Annotated in this window: 15 protein-coding genes; 7 read left to right on the forward strand and 8 right to left on the reverse strand. The window is 40.7% G+C overall.

What is annotated here, in order from left to right; genetic code table 11:
- Window positions 1-484 precede the first annotated feature (484 nt).
- The 3 genes from KYS23_RS04440 to KYS23_RS04450 are packed head-to-tail and all read left to right on the forward strand — an operon-like array spanning window position 485 to window position 2,378.
- A complete protein-coding gene (locus KYS23_RS04440; RefSeq protein ID WP_218418126.1) occupies window positions 485-1,462 on the forward strand; it encodes a hypothetical protein in 978 nt (325 codons plus the stop codon).
- 9 nt (window positions 1,463-1,471) lie between these two features.
- Entirely contained in the window at window positions 1,472-1,813 is a 342-nt protein-coding gene (locus tag KYS23_RS04445) for an STAS-like domain-containing protein (RefSeq protein ID WP_218418127.1), read from the forward strand.
- Between the two features lies 1 nt (window position 1,814).
- Window positions 1,815-2,378 carry a type II toxin-antitoxin system VapC family toxin gene (locus KYS23_RS04450; RefSeq protein ID WP_218418128.1) on the forward strand — a complete coding sequence of 188 codons (564 nt, stop codon included), beginning with the start codon at window positions 1,815-1,817 and terminating at the stop codon, window positions 2,376-2,378.
- A gap of 94 nt (window positions 2,379-2,472) precedes the next feature.
- On the opposite strand, the gene KYS23_RS04455 is transcribed toward KYS23_RS04450, so the two are convergent.
- The 8 genes from KYS23_RS04455 to KYS23_RS04490 form a co-directional block, all read right to left on the reverse strand.
- Window positions 2,473-3,726 carry a hypothetical protein gene (locus tag KYS23_RS04455; RefSeq protein WP_218418129.1) on the reverse strand — a complete coding sequence of 418 codons (1,254 nt, stop codon included), beginning with the start codon at window positions 3,724-3,726 and terminating at the stop codon, window positions 2,473-2,475.
- A gap of 454 nt (window positions 3,727-4,180) precedes the next feature.
- A complete protein-coding gene (locus KYS23_RS04460; RefSeq protein ID WP_218418130.1) occupies window positions 4,181-5,518 on the reverse strand; it encodes a hypothetical protein in 1,338 nt (445 codons plus the stop codon).
- A gap of 292 nt (window positions 5,519-5,810) precedes the next feature.
- Entirely contained in the window at window positions 5,811-6,224 is a 414-nt protein-coding gene (locus tag KYS23_RS04465) for a hypothetical protein (RefSeq protein WP_218418131.1), read from the reverse strand.
- A 178-nt stretch (window positions 6,225-6,402) separates the two neighbouring features.
- Entirely contained in the window at window positions 6,403-7,350 is a 948-nt protein-coding gene (locus tag KYS23_RS04470) for a trypsin-like serine peptidase (protein WP_218418132.1), read from the reverse strand.
- Window positions 7,286-7,885, reverse strand: coding sequence for a hypothetical protein (locus tag KYS23_RS04475; RefSeq protein ID WP_218418133.1), 600 nt, complete (start codon window positions 7,883-7,885; stop codon window positions 7,286-7,288). Before KYS23_RS04475 ends, KYS23_RS04470 begins: the two co-directional genes overlap by 65 nt.
- A gap of 16 nt (window positions 7,886-7,901) precedes the next feature.
- On the reverse strand, window positions 7,902-9,608 hold the full coding sequence (locus KYS23_RS04480) for a hypothetical protein (RefSeq protein ID WP_218418134.1): 1,707 nt from the start codon (window positions 9,606-9,608) through the stop codon (window positions 7,902-7,904).
- A 79-nt stretch (window positions 9,609-9,687) separates the two neighbouring features.
- Window positions 9,688-10,068, reverse strand: a complete 381-nt coding sequence (locus KYS23_RS04485; protein WP_218418135.1) for a hypothetical protein — start codon at window positions 10,066-10,068, stop codon at window positions 9,688-9,690.
- Between the two features lie 268 nt (window positions 10,069-10,336).
- Window positions 10,337-11,626 carry a tyrosine-type recombinase/integrase gene (locus KYS23_RS04490; RefSeq protein WP_218418136.1) on the reverse strand — a complete coding sequence of 430 codons (1,290 nt, stop codon included), beginning with the start codon at window positions 11,624-11,626 and terminating at the stop codon, window positions 10,337-10,339.
- A 504-nt stretch (window positions 11,627-12,130) separates the two neighbouring features.
- On the opposite strand from KYS23_RS04490, the gene KYS23_RS04495 reads away from it, so the two are divergent.
- The 4 genes from KYS23_RS04495 to KYS23_RS04510 all read left to right on the forward strand — a co-directional run bounded on the left by KYS23_RS04495 (window position 12,131) and on the right by KYS23_RS04510 (window position 17,844).
- Window positions 12,131-14,812: a TonB-dependent receptor gene (locus KYS23_RS04495; protein ID WP_218418137.1), complete on the forward strand. Its 2,682-nt coding sequence runs from the start codon at window positions 12,131-12,133 to the stop codon at window positions 14,810-14,812.
- A 73-nt stretch (window positions 14,813-14,885) separates the two neighbouring features.
- Window positions 14,886-16,382 carry a CehA/McbA family metallohydrolase domain-containing protein gene (locus KYS23_RS04500; protein WP_218418138.1) on the forward strand — a complete coding sequence of 499 codons (1,497 nt, stop codon included), beginning with the start codon at window positions 14,886-14,888 and terminating at the stop codon, window positions 16,380-16,382.
- Complete coding sequence (locus KYS23_RS04505; RefSeq protein WP_159528071.1) at window positions 16,372-16,899, forward strand: sigma-70 family RNA polymerase sigma factor; 528 nt, start codon at window positions 16,372-16,374, stop codon at window positions 16,897-16,899. The genes KYS23_RS04500 and KYS23_RS04505 overlap by 11 nt, the downstream gene beginning before the upstream one ends.
- 3 nt (window positions 16,900-16,902) lie before the next feature.
- Window positions 16,903-17,844, forward strand: coding sequence for a FecR family protein (locus KYS23_RS04510; protein WP_159528072.1), 942 nt, complete (start codon window positions 16,903-16,905; stop codon window positions 17,842-17,844).
- Window positions 17,845-17,850 lie beyond the last annotated feature (6 nt).

The following is a 17,850-nucleotide window of genomic DNA, read 5'->3' on the forward strand; positions in this document are numbered from 1 at the left end:
AAGTTATAAAACATCATTATATTTTGTCTAAACTCGCTGATACTGCTCCAAGTGACGATTGCCAATATTACAGTAGGAACAGATTAGAATGACTTTGCTTTGGTTTATGACACGCCGACTTATGTACTGACGTTACTTAAATAGTTGCTGTTAACAGTTATTAACGTGACTTATTCTCGGCATAGATACTCTGGGAACGTGAATGATGCTTGCATTACCTATACAATATTTTCAATTTTGAGCGACTATTAATTTGTATACACAAATAGTTTTAGAAGATGATAGCGAGGTGCAGTCTATTCAGGCGATGACATCAACTAGAAAAGCTGCGAAAGATTAGGGAAAGCAATTTAAAAGAATGGGAAGTTGAATTTAAGATGCGTGGATACATACAAAATAAGAATAGTAAGCAGTTAAAGTAAACACTTTTTAGTGCGATCTTTTTAGTAGCAAAACTATATTTAGGAAAGGAGGCCAAGAAAGTTTGAAGAGAATTATCAATGTACCAACGATAAGAGATGATAACAGTGGCTATGAACAAATATTATCAATTGCTTCTGAAATAACTAATGCTCCAAAAAAGCATTTTGACTTTGATTTTAGTCACTGTTCCAAGTTAGAGCATAACGGTGTTGTGATACTAGGGGCTTTAGCTAGATTTGTTGACTATCAAAATACTCGGACCAACAGAACTATTGCTAACATGTTTAACACAACTACACTGTCTTCTGCAGGTGTTATGTTTCGAGTCGACACTATGAATAGCCTAATATTGCAGCAATTACAAACTAACAACTTCTTATCTCATTTCTCCAGCTCTTATCATAGCGGCTATCCAAAAGGCGACTATATAGGTTACCGAGAACACAATTCAAATATGGATGACGATAATATCGCCAACCATCTGGGAAACGAGTGGCTGTCTTCCGAGAAGTTGAGCATTAGCCCGAAACTCAAACCATATATCGTCAGCAGAATATTTGAAATTTTCATGAATGCCTATGGACATGGAACATCAATACAACCTATTGAAAAATTGGGTGTTTACAGTTGTGGACAATACGATAAAAAAGAAAAAAAACTAAATTTAAGCGTTCTAGATTTTGGTCTTGGCATAGTAAAAAATGTACGAAATTATCTAGAAAATGATAGCATGGATTCATTGGAAGCGTTCAATTGGGCATTATTGAGAGGAAATTCTACTGGTACTGATAATCAAGGCATAGAGATGCCTCGAGGTTTAGGCTTAGATTTACTTAAAGAGTTTATACGGTTGAATAAAGGTGAACTGCGAATATACAGTAATGATGTATTTGCCGTGTGTGGAGAAGAAGGAATGTGGAAAGTTACAAAGTGTAAAAAACCATTTCTCGGTACCTTCGTAAGTATTAAGATTAATTGTGACGATGACCACTATTGCTTTGCGTCCGAAGCGAGCCCATCTAGCTCCAGCTACTTTTAGGGTATGAAAATGAAATCTATCAAAGTATTCAATATTGTAGGTAAAAATGCCATATCAATCCAAGCCGGTCGGAAGCTACATCACGAGTTAGAAAACGATATCCTTAAAGGAAACAAAATTGAGTTGAACTTTCAAGAAGTTGAAGTGTTTGCATCTCCATTTTTTAATTCTTCTATTGGCGTTTTACTTAAAGATAGAAGTATAGATGAATTGTTGAGTCTATTGACCATTATAAATCTGGAAGGTACAGGTAAAGACTTGCTCAATCATGTTATTACGAATGCATTGAGGTTCTACGACTCAAGTCAAAGTGTTACGCAGGTATTGAATAAAAAATCATCGGAAGATTGAAATGGCTAATTTGATTAAACTTCGAGATCACACGATCCATCATACAGATAAAATATTTGTAGATACCAATGTATGGTTTTGGTTTACTTATGCGGCTTCAAATGAAATTGAAACAGAAAATCAGCCACTAAGATATCAAACTTTAAACTATCCAGAATTCTTAGAAAAGGTACTGGATACTGGTGCTAGCTTATTTCACTCACCACTAACTCTAGCAGAGCTTTCTAATGTAATTGATAGAACAGAGAAAGAAATACATAATGTTCGAAACCAAAAAGATTTAACAAGAAAGGAGTTTAGAAATAACTTAGCTTGTCGAGAAAGAGTTATTAATGAAATAGAGATAGCGTGGCGAGCAATAAACGATATTTCAAGCAGTATTGATGTAAATTTGAATCATGAATTCTCAGATTCAGCGTTAAAAATTTATTCTCAATGCACATTGGATCCGTATGATTCCTTTTATGTGAAAATGATGCGGGATTACGGCATTAATTCTATCTTAACCGACGATAAAGATTTCCTTTCAGTTCAAGGCATAAATGTCCTTACATATAGAAATTAGCTTTTGTTAATATAGATTAACGTTACCTTTCCAAACAACATTCTGAGATTTGTGAAATAGAGAAAGACAACATCAAAATATTGTTCACTAGATGCTATATGGTGATGACTCCTGGAAGCAACACCCCTAGTTCAGCTAATTTGGATTTAACGCTGTGTTCCGTTGTTTCCCAGCATAGAAAATCTTCACTGTCAGAAAGTTGATTTATCAAAGGTAGCACTTCCTCGATTAACTCTTTTGGAGTTACGTCAGGCAATATTAAGTTAAGTCTTTCCATGCCTGAATTCTCTGTTACGTTTAACGAAGGCATAAGCGATACACAAACTTTACTCACTGAAGTATCGGGATCGTACACAATAATTACACTATCTAACTTTAAGTATAAGTCTGACTCGGAGAAAAGAGGGCGCGGTAGTCCCATCAAGTTGTACTTAGATATGTTCGGAAGCTTTTCACTTAGCTGAAGTATAAGCGCCTCCAAGCAACTTCCTTTCTCAAGAGATTTCTTTTTTCCGTAATAGATTGGCCTTCCAGCCCCGCTATCGTAGAAGTCTGCCTCAGCCAACGTAATGCCACTTACAGAAACTTCAGATACATAGTCTACATGTCCAAATCTGTTAGGTGTGCAATCCCAGGTCGCCAAAAAATAACTCTTGTCTGCCATCGTGAGATTGACGGCTGCTGAAGCCAAGACGAATATAGAAAGTTTGTATACATCATCTTTATTTACGTGTTCTTGACCAAGAGAGGCAAACGCGTCCATCAACTGAAATGACTTAATTCTCTCTACTAGAGTTCTGTAAACGCTGTCTTTTGATAAACTTAATTCACTTAGTTTGGAGGCGTCAATTTCGAAAGTATTCGGGTGCCAAAAGTCACTATAGCCGCCGAAGTATTCGTTAATGAGTGTATTTGAAGCATCACAAAAGGCTGGATCAAATATTAACTCATTAAAAATGTGGTCAATTTCGGAGTTAGTCTCTTTAACATCTTGAGCAGTGCAGAAGTACTTTTTATAGATAATCAAAATGTCTTGAAGAATTACGCTTTTTAGATATTTTCCACGTGCTTGTATCAACTGCGTTAGCTCCGACGCTGACTTGACAGCTTTGGACCAAGGGAAGTATCGACCTTTGGAACCTTTAGGATATCCATATTTCTCAAAAATTGCTTCGGCTTTCACCGTCCTTAAGCGAGTAGCACCTTTTTTCATTTCTGATATTCGACTCTGCTCTTCATTGAGCTCCAAGGCTAATTCCTTTTGCGATTTACAGTGAGATAGTGCGTGCTCAATACAGAGCTTAGTTGTCGCTATAGACTGAAACTGCTTGTGAGGGTTGTAATCCATTTTGTCTTTCCATAGTTGAAATGAGTGTCTATTAGGCAGCTTAGCTCATTAAAATACAAAAATGTGAATTACGTTTAATGTGTAATTTTTGAGTAAATTGTTACGCACATTTGCGTGTGACATTACTATCGCATTGATGCGGACGCAGGTTAACGTAATAAAAATATTGCCCTTCTAACCTAGTTAGGCCTCCCTATAGTGGAGACTAGATTTTGAGATAAGCATCTACATCTCATGCGTTAAAGGAACTAGCTGCGTTTGACAAGGACTATACCTTTATTAATCTTGCACAAGCATAGGCCAGCATCTGTCTGATAGAGTTGAAGATGGTTGAAAATGGGCTAGCAACTATGCCAACTACTAATTTGTACATTTACTTCTGTAGATTTAGTTAATTGAAGGGGAAAGTTCTAACTCTCATCATGGTTTAGTATCACTTTCCCACCGTATTCAATTATTTCAGTAACTCTGTAGCGTCACAGCAAATGACAGCCATATCATAAAGAGAGATGTCGTCACCTTTTCCTTGCTTGCCTTCAAATCGTTGTTTAATCCCGCATGCAGCAGTAAAAGCGGGACAGAAAGCTGCCTCCCCCCAGGTTCCGAATTTTGGCCAGTCTTGTTCTTCCGGAATTTCGATATCAGGTGGAACATTGGCTTTTGCTGTTGCAACGCTTTTAAAGCTTCGACAACCGATCTTTAACCAATTTACTGCAGTGTCATCAAAGCGATTACCATCACCCCGGTGAGCTTCAACATTTAAACTATAAGAGCTCATGAAACTTCCAACTGGACATTCAGCTAGTTTAGTTCCCCAACTTCCGAAAGGACCATCTTGAGGTGTCAAGACATTGGTATGTTCACCTTGCTTGCTTCGACAATAAAATCTAAAGCCGTTGGCAGCCGTATCATCATTACGTCCCTGTTTGCGTTCCGCTTTCATCTGTACAGAAGATATGTAGTAACCGGCCGGACAACGTTTTTCGTGCCATGGTGCGGTTGGGTTGATAGTAGTATTGGAAACTTCTATTGTCTTTTCGTTTGGTCTGGAAAATACTGGGGCTTGTACTCTTTGTGCCTTACCGATAACGAATATACTCTTGTTTCCATAGTTTGTATTTAGATCAACACTGATGTCTTTATCCACACTAGCATCTGAAATCTGACAGCTGATTGTCGCTCCATTACCAGTAGCTAGGCTGTCTAGATTGCTTTGATCGCAGTCAATTGAATCAGGTGGCGATACGTTGATACCACCTTTTGTCAATTCAAGCAGTATAGGCTCGTTTCTGTGTAGAGTTGGAGTATTGAGCTTCGTTGTGAGTTGTAATATTTTTCTATCAGGGCTTCTCTTTATCGAGAAAGAAAATGTTTGATTCGCCATACAGGACCCCCATTCTGAGACTATGTTTTTATTAACCGCACGAACTTTAGTTAATGTGTTATCGCTCAGTTGGAGGGAAGTCCAATCATATTGACATGCCTGCTGATTGGATATCTGTGTATTGTTAGAGCCAGTTGTCAAACCTAGGTTTAATTTTACGTCCTCAACGAGAAAGCCTAAATTTAGCCCTTGAGAAGAGTTTGATGAATTAGAAGATGAAACTGACCTACAGTAATTGCTCTGAGTTTCACTTATAAGATCTCTGTCTGAGACCCCTTCAAAATTATCAAATATACCAAACCTAAGTATGTCTGAGCAGTCGGCATGTGCGTTAAAAGATAGAGTTAGACTTATTGTTGATATATTAATAATCAACAGTAGATTTTTGAAGTAACTTTTTTTATCCATAATTTTGCCCTTATTTAACTAAATTTAGGCACTACGAGCATACTTCCGTGCTATTTTTATTGAACCATATTTTTTCAGAAAGACAAGCTGTTTTGTGCGGATTTTAAATCGGATGGTAAGAGTACGTTAATCAAGAATCCGGTGTGGAAACTTCTATTGTGCAAGTTTTTCTTTTGCTCATTTAAGGTGTATCTATAGCGAGCTGCTTTTGCTATACATCGTGATATGAATTTATAACCCTGTCTATAACAAAGGTGCTCGAATATCTAAAAAATATCTATAAGGCAATAGCTTACTCGCTACTAGAGTAACTTTGAAGAAAACTAGCAAGGAAACCTAAAGCACTCAAACTGAAAAATGTAAGGCCAAAATAAAGAGCGGGATTTAAAAATAAGTCCAAAGCTTCCGAAGCGTGCTCAGTATAATTTTCGTTAACGAGCATTTTTTCACAGGTCACTTTGTGTATTAGTTCATTATATTCACTGCAATCCCTGGTTACTTTAGGCTTGTTGTTGATATGTACAAGCTCTGCTTGCAACTCAAGAGCCTTAATCTCGTAGGGTAATTGTACGATATTAATTTCTCTAATTAATACCATGCAAAATGTAATGGAAAATAAACCTACTTTGAAAAAAGTAATTTGTATTTTTTTATTACAAAGAGAATTATAAGAACTCCTTAAAAAATACTTTATGAAACCTTTCATTATTGTCCTTTTTCGAAGTGTATTTATATTTTAAAAACCGTCTTAAGAATGTCACTAAATAAAAAAGATAAGTGTTCTTTGACTTTCTTTTTCTATACTCTTTTTTACCTATCGTGAAGCAATTTCTTTACTTCATCTCAATTTCTCCGATTAACCATTATATAAAGGTTACCTGCTACTATTTATTGCAATGCTTTGTCATTTCTCCGATCTTGTTATTAAGCCAGTCTATCTTCTCCTGGGTTAGCATGACCGCTGTAGCTTCTGCAACGTGAACTCCGACGATAACATAGTCGTCGCTAGACTTTACCCAAAGAGGTGAACCACTTTGTCCGCCGTAAGTGTCAAGGCAGGATGGGGGATTAGTCCTTGCATACCGTAACGTGTCGCCGTATTGGTCGGTGCAGAATTGATTTGTCTTATCAAGCTTAATCATGCCGTGAAACATTTGAGAACCAGAAAGTTGAACTCCACCTGAAGATTTATCGCTCTCAGCTGGAAATCCAGCGAGAGTGACTGGTCTTTCGATGAGCTTAATGACTTCCTGATAATTCTTTGGAAGCCTAAATTTGGTTTCTTGTTCTCTTTGACAAGTTGCTACAAGAGCGAGGTCATTGTCATAGTCGTGAAATCTAAAACTAGCAGGAATTGTTGTCCTAACATCTTCTTCCTTTTTAGCATAGAAACTAAAACCTTCATTATCAGCCACCACACCGAACCCACAGTTTACTGCGTATTGAGTTACAGTTGATGGGTACCAAGGCTTATAAAAATTATGTGCAGCTGTCAGTAGAACGCCATTTGATAGTAGAGCTGCGCTACCGGTGAAAGTCGACCCAAATCCAAGAGGGTATTCTCGAAGTGTTTTTAGGTGACAAACATTATTATAGGGGTCAATAAGTTTGCTAGTCACCGCTGTCATACGTGAATTATTTGGCTCAGTGTATTCAGCATCTATTGGTGAAAACTCGGGAGGCTCGATTTTATTGGCACACCCAACCATCAAAAAAGCATTAGTGAAAATGGCACAAATAAATAATTTTTGCATGATAAATACCTTTTTACATTTGTTTTTCACAAGCAACAGCTGTTGCGAAAAACTCCCCTTTGAACCAAGTCCAATCATTTGGTAATGCTCTTTGACCGGCAATTCTCAAAACTACTGGGGTACACCCCTCAGACTTCTCTGCCACTGGGATGTGGCATTCCAAACTACGTCTATCACCAGCAGTAAAGTTGGCGCTTCTGTTAAAAAGTTGTGAAACAGTCAGTTCACAACTGCCTATTTTCAAGTTTCCATGTGATTCAACTAAACCTTCTGGTGATGTTAACCGTTGTTCTAGCGAACAATCTTTACAGAGTTTTCGTTGCCAAATTCGAAACTTTTCACCTACTCGTATTGCTACTGTTTCGACCTTAAAGTCGACTCGTTTGACTTCTATATCTGCTTTTAAGATTACATCATCTTTCAGGCTTAAAGCCTCTAGCAATATTGTCATTTCAGGTGATTTACCACTCCAAGTCACCGTCCATATTAACGCTCCAAAGAGTGCACTTGATAAAGCTAATACTTCGAGTAGCAGTTTTAGGTTTTCAAGTCCTGATCGGTTGCTGGGACGTAATGAAATAACCGATTTATTCCGCGCCTTGCTCTCTTTCAAAAACTGAAATCCTTATTTAACTAAAGTGTTTATGCTCAGATACAAAAAGGGTGCGATGTAGAATTTTACATTCATGCTCTTCTAAAAACCTTTCTATGGTTAACAGCTTACTAATAACTGCTAGGGGGCCAGTGATAAATGCTGCGTAGACTTTGACGACCAAGAAAATAGCTTTAAGAACTGCTTTTACAAGTACGATAGAGAACTCAAATGCTTGCAAATACTTAGTGAGGCGGGTTACAAATAAAGTTGTGTTAGATGCCGTTGCATTTTGGCTAATAGCCAGTGTAAAGTCCATATCAATGTCTTTTCGCATTTTGACGAATTCGTCATTGCAAGGAACTTCTGCATTTAAAAGTAACTTTGTTCCCATATCAATTGCAATATACGCCCTTTGCAAAATCGCAAGTCCCTCAAATGCAAACTTCTTAGCGATACGAATAACCTGAGACATACGCCTTTTAATAGATTTCAGCATTTTATTCACAGAATTGATAATCCACGAGATGACTTCTTTAGCAAATCGCCAGACCCTTTTCACACCATCTAATATAGCGTTACCAAATCCAATATTTTCCCAAGTGTTGGTATCATCTAGCTTTTGGTCATAACGCTCATTCCGTAAGGCCTTGAGCAAACGTTCCGCTTGAATCTGTTTTGGTATTTCAACAGTTATAGAAGGTACGGCACACGTCAACACGTCTAATGCTATATCAATGTGGCGAATGCGATATTCGGCTATTCCTCGTTTTATTTGACTTATAGTTTTCCCCATACAGAATAATTGCTTTTTATTTGTACCTGAATCGCTGCAAAATCGAATGGCAGCACTCAAAAACCCAGCGATATTAATATCTCGCCAGTCTTTAATCCGTCTTCGCGTCTCTAAATATCGACTGAATGAAATCTTCGTTGCGTTAGGGTTAATAATAGAACCATCAGCGTCGATTTCGGTTTTAGAGTTGCCATAGTCGTGAAGCCATAGTTCGACTTTGCACAAATAACAAAGGAACCTCAATGCATGACATTTCAATTGATAATTTGTATCTTTTTTCTTTGAATAAAGCGGAATAGCCTTTAGCAAATTTTGTATTGAGATACGCTTATGAAACATTAATTCAATGAGTTGGTCGTGATTGAAAAGTACTTCAAATAAGCCGAGGTGATATCCTTCACCGATTAATAACTTGTCTTTGTCATAACCCAGTAACAGAAGAATATCTCGAAACTTTGCCAAGCCATTATCCACAGCATATTTTCGTTCAATCGGTGCGTCGGTAGCATTGTATTTATCACTGAAATTCACAGCCGAGCCTTCAATGATACCTAAAGCTCTCAATCGAACATAAGCTGCGCGAACAATAAAGTCGCTAGGTTTATGATCAATAATCCAGCGTTCTAGATGTGTTGGTTCTTCGAAAGAGAAAACCTGTTGTATCGCTTGCCAAGTCTGGAAACCTAACCATTTGTCTGTAATCAAACCGGCTTCAGCTTGTAGATCTCTCACAGCATTAGTCAAAGCTTTGTTATTTACGTTGCTGCGCTTAGTGAGGTACTGCAGATGCACCAATCGATCGACGATGATACGTCTGATATTCGGATCCAATTGCTGATTAGGTTTAAGCGCACTATCGGGTAATCTGGGTACGACTCTTTTTGCTACTGAGCTTGAAACCTCTTCATCCAAGTTACGCATTTTTTCAATGAAATCTTGTTCTTCCATCGCTCTACGAGACGTCCCTGTAACTCTGGTAATGAGTTTAGAAAAATCGAATTTTCTCTTTGTTCAGAAGTCGGAATTGCTACTTTCCCACCAAGTTTTTTAAACCATCAGTAAAGAGATCAATGATTCCAGAACGAAGAGTCCTACCCGATTCAATAGCAGCTTGATGCACTTCATTAAGCTCTTTGCGCATCTCTTGAGTGAGCTTTTTGCTGTTAGTTCGATAAATCAAGGCGTCACCGTCAATTTTATAGCTATCGACTGCGGCTACAATTAAATCACCGTCGACACCACTTTCCATTGCCGTTTGCATTATTTTGTCCCAGTCGAGTTGACCTTTATTATCATCGTTAGCTTGTATTGCTACATTTAAATCGCCCGATACTGTAGTAACGGTCAAAGTAGAAAAATCGGTAGCTGTTGCGTTTAGTTTTTCGACGAAGTTTGTAAGTGCACTCATTGTGGCTCTCCCTAAAACAATGAAAACGTTGTTGTACAAAAAATAAACTAAAGCATTTTCTAAAAATTTCAAGAAAAATAGGCTAAAAAACGATCAATTCTTGTAAGTGTTTTCATAGGTAGTGAGAATTTTTTTGTCGAATAACTCACCGAAGAGGAACTGGACAAAGGGAGAAGCAGTACTCAATACAATTAAGTACTCCACCCCTATATGATGAGATATTTTTAATAGGGGTTACGTTTATTAGACATCGGGATTTCAATGTTAGTCAAATACACCCGCGCCTTTTATACTCTTCAGCCCATTCTTTAAAGCGTTTTTCGTCGCGCTCTGCGGTCCTTGCGCGTCTATTTAATGTCTTACGAGATAATGCTTTGGGCTCTTTTTTATCAAAAGTAACTCCAGATAAAGCGTCGGCAAACATTTCAGGCTTTACGTGACTATAGTGCTGCTCGATCATTTCTGTACTGGTTCCACATTGGTTCGTAATTACGTCCATGCTGGTTCCGTTGAGAAGCTGCCACGTAATGTAGGTATGTCGAAGAGAGTATAGCGTTCGCGGTCCTCTGGGTGACTCTTTTAATCCCGAACTTTGGAGAGCTTTCTCAAATGCCTTACCTAATTGCCTTGTGGGCTCGCCACTTGCTAGCAAAAATAGCTTTTGATTGGGTGTGCGCAATGGAAAGCGTTCTCGTAGGTTCGTTAGGGCTCCTATCACATCACGTTTGCAAACTACTTTACGCGGTCCCGTATATTTTGTTGTTTTACCCTTGGAGACATTGATGAAAAACTGAGCCTTTGAACCTTGAGTTTTAATCTCGATATCTTTCCAAGTTAGGTGTTCCATCTCCGTGCCGGGCCTAATTCCGGTATTAACTGCTATTTCACAGTAATCGTATAGTAACTCACGAATTTGACGGGTCTTTTCACTATGAGCGTTTTGCTCACCTTCATATATTTCGTTGAGGATAACATCATACTCTTCTTCAGAAAATGCCGCACGACGTGTGCCTGTTCCACCTTTCGAGGAAAGAACAGGTACTTGAGCGGCGATCATCCATCTTTGCTCAATAGCTTCTTTAAAAACGAGCTGAAGAGCAGCATTGTGAGTTAATAATGTAGAGGAGGCTGGAGACTTCTTCATTCGTCCCTTACGCCACTCATCAAACTTAGATATTTCTTCTTGGTCAATTGAGGTGATAAACGTACGCGAAAAGTAGGGGATGTGGTAGTTTTCTAACGCTCGAATATAGTCTTTATAGGTGCGTTTACCGCCCCCGTGTTCTAGTTGCTCTTCAAGCTTTTCGATGACGCGGTCAGCTACGTCTGTGAATCGCTTACTTTGGACTAGTGTGTTATTTTCGTGTCTAATTTGGTGGTCTAAGAAGATTCGATGTGCCATGGCGATAGCTTCGTCTTTATCTTTCTTCTTAGTTGATTTACAGAGCCATTTTTTGTGATTGGTTAGTATAAATCGCGCATACCAGCGCTCACTGTTATCTTGTTTAAAGATATACAGCTCGTCGTTTATGTCGTGTCTTTCAGTCTGTTTTGCCATAGCGCCAATAAAACAGAAAAGAGTTGTCTTTGCAAAGAATTTGCAAAGAAATTAAAAGTCATTTATTTTCAGTATTTTAAGAGTGAGATTTGCATTGAAAATCCGCGTGTCCCTGGTTCGATCCCGGGTCGAGGCACCATTATTAGAAGCCCTTGCAGAAATGCGAGGGTTTTTTTGATCCAGGGCTTACGAAGTCAACGGCACACGCTAACGTACCCCTGCGGCTGCGCCGCGCGTTACAATCCCGGGTCGAGGCACCATTATTCAATCGTCTCCATTTTCGAGACAAAGCTGTCTCCTTATACATAACCAATCCCGCTATCGAAATTTATTATTGCAATAACAATGCATACACATACTTTTGTGTAAAAGCCTTTCCTATTAGTTTCGTCACAAAAGTTTCATCAAAAAGTCTGTCTACTTTTTTCAGCTACTGACTCATTACATGTGTTAACCGTGCGCACCGGAACATCTCACTCTAACTTTGCACAACTAGGATCACACATGAAAAATCAATTTGCCAAAACCACACTCTCATTGAGTGTGTTGGCTGGATTAACGGGTGTTACGCCTGTAACAGCACAGCAGTCATCAGTTGCCGATGAAAACGTTGAAGTAATTGAAGTCACTTCTTTTCGTAGCTCACTAATTAGAGCGAAAGATTTGAAAAAAGATGCCATTATCTCCCGCGATACAATCTTGGCAGAAGATATCGCAGACTTTCCAGACCTTAATTTGGCCGACTCTCTGCAGCGAGTACCAGGGATTACCATTACCCGGGAAGGTGGCGAAGGCCGCCAAATTTCATTACGCGGCCTAGGTCCCGATTTTACACGTGTTCAAGTAAACGGTATGGAAGCCATGGGCACGTCTTCATCACCCATGGATGCCCGCGGCGGTGTAAGTCGCACTCGTGGCTTTGACTTTAATGTTTTCGCATCTGAGTTGTTCAATCGAATTGACATTAGCAAAACCTACTCAGCCGATCAGGAAGAGGGCGGCATTGGCGGAACGGTCGGGCTATTTACCGCAAAACCATTCGATTATGACGGGTTCAAAAGTGCGTTGTCGGTACGAGGCGGCTACAACACGAATAGCGAAGAAACTAACCCTCGTATGGCTGGGCTTATTTCGAATGTCTGGAACAAATTTGGCGCCTTGGTTTCCGTAGCTTACAGTGAACGTGAAACTGCCGAGTATGGAACCAATACTACACGCTGGCGCCGAGAAGGTGGAAAAACTGCTGCGGATCCAGCAGATACCGACCTGCAAGCTGAGTTAGATTCAGGTGAACTTTGGTTTCCTCGTGGTCATCGCTTTTCTCGCTGGAACAATACTCAAGATCGCTTAGGAGTCACTGCCGCATTCCAATACAAACTGTCTGATTCTTTTTCACTAACGTTAGACATCATGCATGCAGAGTTAGAAAACAATACCGATGAACATCACTCTGCAGTGAAAGACAACAAGGTTGTATCTGATCTTATATGGGAAGAAAACGACGGGCAAAAAGAAGTCGTTTACGCCTTGTATGAGAATGCAACGTGGCGTAACGAGAACTCTCGTCGTTACAATGAGTCGGAATTTAACCAATATACGCTTAGTATGGACTGGACAATAAACCCTGAGTTCTATGCCAGTGCCGTTATTGGAACAAGTTCATCTGACTTTGATCAGCCTGAAGTTATAAAATCGAATATTCATGCCAAAGGCATCGTGGATATCGCTACAGACTTCAGACAAGATCGCTTCTACGGTATTAGCACTTCGTCTGACTTCGATACTACGCAACTCGATGGCTACGAGATGAAAGATATCTACCTGCAGGAAAACTACATTACTAATGATTTTGACACAGCAAAAGTCGATTTCACCTACCTCGTGGGCGATACAGGAGAACTCCAATTTGGAGTGAACTATAAAAAATTCGAGAATTCTGCTTACCAATTAACCCAAAGCAATGCGCAAAATATTGCACCTGAAAATACCGGCGTCACCACACTAAATGATGCTCTGGTTGAAGTGTATAGTGAACATCCCAACACCAGCTGGCTTCAAGGTGATTTAGACGCATTGCTAAACTTTTATGGGCTTAGTGGCTATAACATTGATGACAGTGAGCTTACACGAAATGACAAATCGCCAGTAACAGAAGAAACGTTGGCGATGTACGTGCAATACGGCTGGGAGAACGAGTTTGCAGGTAAGCCGCTGCTAGTAAGTGCTGGGTTGCGATATTTTGAAACAGATATTACGGCGGCCGGTAAATCATCGGGTGCCGCCATAGAGACCACCCGTTCGTACTCAGATGTTTTGCCTACTATCAACCTCGTTTATGAGTTGCAAGAAAACGTGTTATGGCGTGCATCGGCAAGCAAAAATATAACCCGTCCGTCCTTGGGGGCGCTAAGCTATAACGCGTCAGTCTCGCAAACATCGGGGGATGCGATTACCAGCGTGACGATGGGAAATCCAATGTTGGAACCCTTTGAATCGAACAATTTGGATACCGCGTTTGAGTGGTATTTCGATGACGTTGGTTATGCCGCAGCTGCCATTTTTTATAAAGATATCGATAATTTCATTGTCGATACTACCAGTGAAGTTGTGTATTCATCATTGGGCTTACCGGCAGAGTTGCTACCTGTAGATAAAACCGTCGACAGTATTTTTTATTTACAGCGTCCAGAGAATATGGACGCATCGAAAATTAAAGGGGTGGAGTTAACTTTCTCTCGCGATTTAGATTTCCTTCCTGCACCATTTAATCATTTAGGTGTTATTGCAAACTATACCTATGCAGATGGTGATGCTCTGTATCGCAATATCTATGGCGAAGAGGGTAATGACCAAGAAAAAGCGTTCACGGGATTATCGAAAAATAGTTATAACTTTACGCTGTACTACGAGCAGGAAGGCTGGGGCGCTAGAGTGTCAGCGGCATACCGTAGTGCATACCTTACTGGCGCGTCTTCCAGTGGCGATCAGGATGAATCAGGTTATCACGGTACAACATTCATCGATTTCTCTTCATTCTACCAACTAACCGACACTATTAAACTGAGCTTTGAAGGCATTAACCTCACCGATGAGCGTCAGGAGTTATATAGCGATTCTCACGATCGTGCATACAATACCACGACCAGTGGGCGTACTTATATGCTTGGTGCAACCATGCAATTTTAAACTAAGTAGCATACCAGGCTTGCCTGGTATGCTTTTTCCAATGGACGTTTAAACAGTAATGAAAAAAGTTTTAATGATAACGTTTACGAGCGGATTGCTTGTCTTATCAGCGTGTGTATCGGTAAACCAGCAACACAATGAAAGCCGTGCTTTTGTTCCTGAAGATGGAAAAACCTGGCTAGCCGGTGACCACCATATTCACGGTAAATATAGCGCACGATGGAACTGGAAGACTCAACCCCCTTCGCCGCTCTTATTTGGTGACGCCCATTATTTCACTGCATTGAACGCCAAAATGGCAGCATTTCATCAATTAGATTGGATGGTAACAACCGACCATGGTGGTCCAAATCACAGTGCAGTAAACCGAAATTCAGCGTACCCGGAACTGGTTGCCTCCAGAGCCGCCATTCCAGAAATTATGCAGTTTTATGGTATGGAGTTCGACACCCCAGGCGCGCGACACAGTACGCTGATTATTCCAAAAAGTGAGAAAGAAGCCGACCAACTTTTTGAGTTGGAAAGTCAGTACAACCGCAGAGAAATTTACCCTGACGAATCTCCCAGAGACACGCAGGCTTCTATGCTTACCGCGTTAGAAGCTATGCAGAATATGTCACCACAACCGCTATTGTCAGTGAATCACCCCGCGCGAAAGGCTACTGACTTGAATGTGTACCAAAAGGTTACACCGCAAAAAATGCGGGAGTGGCAGGATATTGCGCCAGACGTGGTCACCGGTATGACCGCGATTCCCGGGCATCAAGCTGCATCAATAAACCCAGACGGCACGAATAATCCGAGAGCGCCTCGCGCAGAGTATTTTGGCTATCCAACCCATGGCGGCACTGACCAAATGTCGGCCATTGTTGGAGGAGTTTGGGATAAATTACTGGCTGAAGGCAGAAAATGGACGGTCACCGCTGTTTCTGATAGCCATGCACATTATACCGAAGGACGTACAGATTTTTGGCCAGGAGAATACGCCAAAACGTATGTACGAGCGGCACGAGACTACGACAGCGTACTAGATGGTCTGCGCGAAGGAAATGTATTTATTGTTACCGGTGATTTGATTGACGAGCTGTATGTGAGTGTTGAACACGGAGCCAAGCGCGTTAACATCGGAGGTACGTTAGCTTTAGACGTCAATAATAAGGCGCCTATAACCGTTACTGTCGCGTTTCACGACCCGCAAGGTGCTAACTTCAATCGTCAATATCCGGCGGTTGAGCGATTAGATATAATCTATGGAGATGTGGTTGGCAAATACCCCCAAACAGAAAAAGCGCCTGTGAAGGTGATCCACCGTTTTTTTCAGCAAGATTGGGAAAGACAGGGAGCCTATAATGTTGTGCAATTTTCTTTGCCCGCACCTAACAACAATGCCTACGTACGAGTACGCGGGACCAACTTAAAAGAAGAATTGGAGCCAGAGGTTGATCCCAAAGGCGAAAATCCGTGGGATGATCTCTGGTTTTACAGCAATCCCGTATATCTACACCACCCCAATCATCACACTTCTCGTTACTGCAATGAATTTGTCACAGGCGAGTGCGATGATAAGTGACCATCATATTAATACAGCAGTATCGTCGTTAGACATGCCAGAAGAAACCCCCAGCTCTTCACTTCAAACGCTGATAAATTCAAAAGTCCTCAAGCAATACTTGCATAGGCATTCCGTTAACAGTGAAGAGGCGGCAGATCTTTATCAAGAGTCCATCGCTCGCGTTTTAGAGCAATCTAAAGCAACCGTTATTGATAACCCTCTCGCATACGCGTTTCGCGTAGCGAGAAATCTGCTTTCGAAACGCCAGCTTCTAGACACTGACAATGTTGATGAACAACAATGCTACCGACAAAATCCAGAGCTACACCTTGAAACACAACAACGAATCGAGCTCATTGCGCAAGTGATTAATGCGATGCCAGTCCAACGCCGGCGTGTTTTTGAAATGCGCCGTATTGAAGGCCAAAGCCGTCAAGCCATAGCGTCTAGCTTGAATATTTCGGCAGAAGCAGTAACAAAGCATATTTCGCGTGCAATGGCAGATATTCAACTGCATCTGGATAAAAGCAGGTAGATAATGACAAGCCAACAAGAAAAGACATACTTAGAGGCAGGTGAGTGGATAGACCGGCTCGCAGACGGAGATTTAGATGCGTTAAATAAACGCCGATTTATCCGTTGGTTAGATGAAAGAGAGCGACATCAAGAAGTGTTAGAAAGGATGATAGCAACTTGGGAAGACCCAGCAGTTCATGCTGCTTATTTAAACGCCCAAAAGTCGTCGAAAATCGCAAACCGAAGGCGTTCACTTGTGACATGGGGAAGTGCCATTGCTGCGTCATTACTTGTGATTGCGCTAGTATTTTCACGCTATCACGTCATAACACCCTCAACCTCATCCCAATTAATTACTTCCGCGCACGAGGCACTAAGTGATGGTAGTGAGGTGCAACTACAACCCAAAAGTGAGCTAATCGTTCTATTTTCTGACGATACCCGCGCTTTGAACTTGAAAAAGGGGCAGGTGTATTTTGATGTGGCGAAAGACCGGGCTCGCCCGTTTGTAGTAAAGGCCGGGCTGTCTTCAGTGACGGCTGTTGGCACGGCGTTCAACATCGATAGGCAAGGGCAGCGTGTTGACGTGGTAGTACACGAGGGCATTGTAGAAGTTCGAGGTAAGGTCGATAGCGCGCCTGTATTGCTCAAGGCAGGCGAGAAAATAACAATTAATAGGGGAGTTGCAGAACCGGTGCAGCGTGTTAATTTGTCACAAGTGGTAGATTGGCGCACAGGCTGGATAGAAGTAGATGATGAATCTCTAACTTATTTGTTGGAACGATTGAACCGTTATTCAGATAAGCCTATTTTGATTATAGATAGCACTATTGGGAAACACCGGGTGGCTGGTCGCTTTAAACTAGAAGATACTACGCAAACGTTAGCGGTACTTAGTTCTCTCTATCAACTGGAGGTTGCTGATACTCGTTCAGGTTTCGAAATACGTCGACAAGTAAACTAAATTGGC

The organism is Alteromonas lipotrueae (genome assembly GCF_019249255.1).
Lineage (GTDB): Bacteria > Pseudomonadota > Gammaproteobacteria > Enterobacterales > Alteromonadaceae > Alteromonas > Alteromonas lipotrueae.